Below are 2,022 nucleotides of genomic sequence, written 5' to 3'. Positions count from 1 at the left end.
CCGCGCCCTCCGTCAGCGCCGCGTGCAGCCGCAACAGGGCGCGCCACAGCGGCGGGTCGCGGTGCACGGGGTCGGCGAACAGCGGGAGCGCGACCCGCGCGCCCGGGTGCGTGGCGACGTCGGCGAGGACGTCCCGTACGACGTCGGGGCCGATGTGCACCATCCGGTAGGTGAAGCCCAGCTCGGTCGCCGCCTCGCCGTCGTGCGGGTCGTCGGGGTTGAAGGCCATGACGAGGCCCGCGGCCGACGTGTGCGAGCCGCCGCGGCAGACGAAGCGCTGGGCGCCGGTCTCGGTGAGGCCGAAGGAGTACGCGTCGTGGCTGTGGCGGTGGAAGACGTGCTCCTCGAAGTGGGCGCGCATGGCCTCCACGGGCCGCTGCGCGTCCCGCCAGTACGAGACCCAGTCGCTCATGTCCTCCATGGTGCCGCACCCGCGCGGCCTGCCCGGCGCACCAGCGTTCAAGACGCCGAACGCCCCGCCGCGGCACGCTGGCGGCATGCGCTTCGAGACCAAGATCGCCGTGGTCGTACGGCACGACCTGGCCGCCTGGCAGCGGCTGAACGTCACCGCCTTCCTGTGCAGCGGCGTCGCCCACGCCGCCGACGACATCATGGGCAAGCCGTACGAGGACGCCTCCGGCAACACCTACCTGCCGATGTTCCGCGAGCCCGTCCTCGTCTTCGCGGCCGACGCCGCGGGCCTGACCCGTACCCACACCCGGGCCCTGAGCCGCGGCCTGGCCGCCGCCGTCTACACCGACGAGCTGTTCGCCACCGGCAACGACGACGACAACCGCGCCGCCGTCCGCGACGTCCCCGCCGACAGCCTGTCCCTGGCCGGGCTGGCGGTCTACGGCCCGCGCAACGCCGTCGACCGCACGGTCAAGGGCCTGTCCCTGCACACCTGAGCCCCGGCCGCCGCGGTCCGTTCGAGCGGGTAGGTCCGCTCGACGCGCGGGGTGCAGCGGCCCTGCCGGCCGAGTTCGGCGGCTTCGGCGAGGAGCACGGAGCCGTTCTCCGCATCGGCCGAGTGCTACGCCCCCCAGCCGCCCCGCGGCGCCTGGCCCACCTGAAGCCCGCGCAGCTTGCGCAGGGTCTTCGGGTCCTGCGCGTCGAGCCAGTCGGCGAGCTGGCGGAAGGACACGCACCGCACGTCCTTCCTGGGGCAGACCTCCTTGATGGTCTCCTCGACCGCGCGCATGTACGCGCCGTCGTGCCAGGTTTCGAAGTGGTTGCCGACGATCAGGGGCGCGCGGTTGCCCGTGTACGCGCGCTCGAAGCCGGCGAGCAGCCCGTCGCGCATCCGCGCCTCGGCGTTGGCGGGGGTGGTGAGCGGGTTGACCTTGAAGTTGTAGTCCATGGTCAGCTCTTCGCGGTCGCTGCCGGGGTACGGCACGAGCTGCATCGACAGGTCCCACAGGCCGTCCTTCTTCGCCGGCCACACCTGTTCGCCCACCCCGCTGGTGTCGTAGCGCCAGCCCAGGTCGCGGGCGGCGGCACGGAGGTTGTCGCCGCCTTCGAGGCAGGGGGTGCGGGCGCCGGTCAGCTCCTCGGCGTAGTCGAAGGGCAGCGGCGCGGCGTCGCGCAGGCCGGTGTGGGTCTTCCACCGGGTCACGAACCGCTCGGCCTGCGCGATCTCGCTCTTCCACTCCTCCTTCGACCAGCTCGCCCCGCCGGTGGGGCCGCAGAAGTGGCCGTTGAAGTGGGTGCCGATCTCGCTGCCGTCGAGCCAGGCGCCGCGGACCTGCTCGACGGTGTCCTCGATGTGCGCGTCGCTGAGCAGTCCGATGTCGGAGGCGCCGGGGGCGTGGCCGGGGGCCTCGTACAGGGAGCGCTTGGACTCGGGGAGGAGGTAGATGCCGGAGAGGAAGTACGTCATGGCGGCGTCGTACTTCCGGCCGACCTCGCGGAAGTGCTGGAAGAGGCCGTCACCGATCTCGCCGGCGCCGTCCCAGGAGAAGACGACGAACTGCGGCGGCTTCTCGCCGTCGGCGAGCTTGCGCACCCGCGGCTGCCGGGGCT

3 protein-coding genes and 1 pseudogene are annotated in these 2,022 nt (G+C 72.9%); 1 reads left to right on the top strand and 3 read right to left on the bottom strand.

From position 1 onward, the window contains the following. Positions 1–421 (bottom strand): AraC family ligand binding domain-containing protein (locus H5J30_RS29690; protein ID WP_181790439.1); only part of this gene is annotated, 421 nt, incomplete at its 3' end. 76 nt (positions 422–497) lie between these two features. Here H5J30_RS29690 and H5J30_RS29685 point away from each other — a divergent pair. Beyond that, on the top strand, positions 498–908 hold the full coding sequence (locus tag H5J30_RS29685; RefSeq protein ID WP_181790437.1) for a DUF2000 domain-containing protein: 411 nt from the start codon (positions 498–500) through the stop codon (positions 906–908). Here the strand turns inward: H5J30_RS29685 and H5J30_RS37755 are convergent. Together H5J30_RS37755 and H5J30_RS29680 are read right to left on the bottom strand one after the other, a co-directional pair. Next, positions 851–1,033, bottom strand: a pseudogene (locus H5J30_RS37755) (hypothetical protein); the annotation flags it as partial. The gene H5J30_RS29685 and the pseudogene H5J30_RS37755 overlap by 58 nt on opposite strands. Continuing rightward, the coding region (locus H5J30_RS29680) for a polysaccharide deacetylase family protein (RefSeq protein ID WP_181790435.1) at positions 1,034–2,022 on the bottom strand (989 nt) is incomplete at its 5' end. It lies immediately after the preceding pseudogene.

It is taken from the genome of Streptomyces phytophilus (assembly GCF_013870535.1).
In the GTDB taxonomy this organism is placed as follows: domain Bacteria; phylum Actinomycetota; class Actinomycetes; order Streptomycetales; family Streptomycetaceae; genus Streptomyces; species Streptomyces phytophilus.
Note: the sequence above shows the minus strand (reverse complement) of the source record. Positions and strands in the feature narration are given on the sequence as shown.

Bases quoted from the DNA above. Each gene is read 5' to 3' on its own strand.
- H5J30_RS29685 (WP_181790437.1), top strand. From the start codon at position 498: ATGCGCTTCGAGACCAAGATCGCCGTGGTCGTACGGCACGACCTGGCC.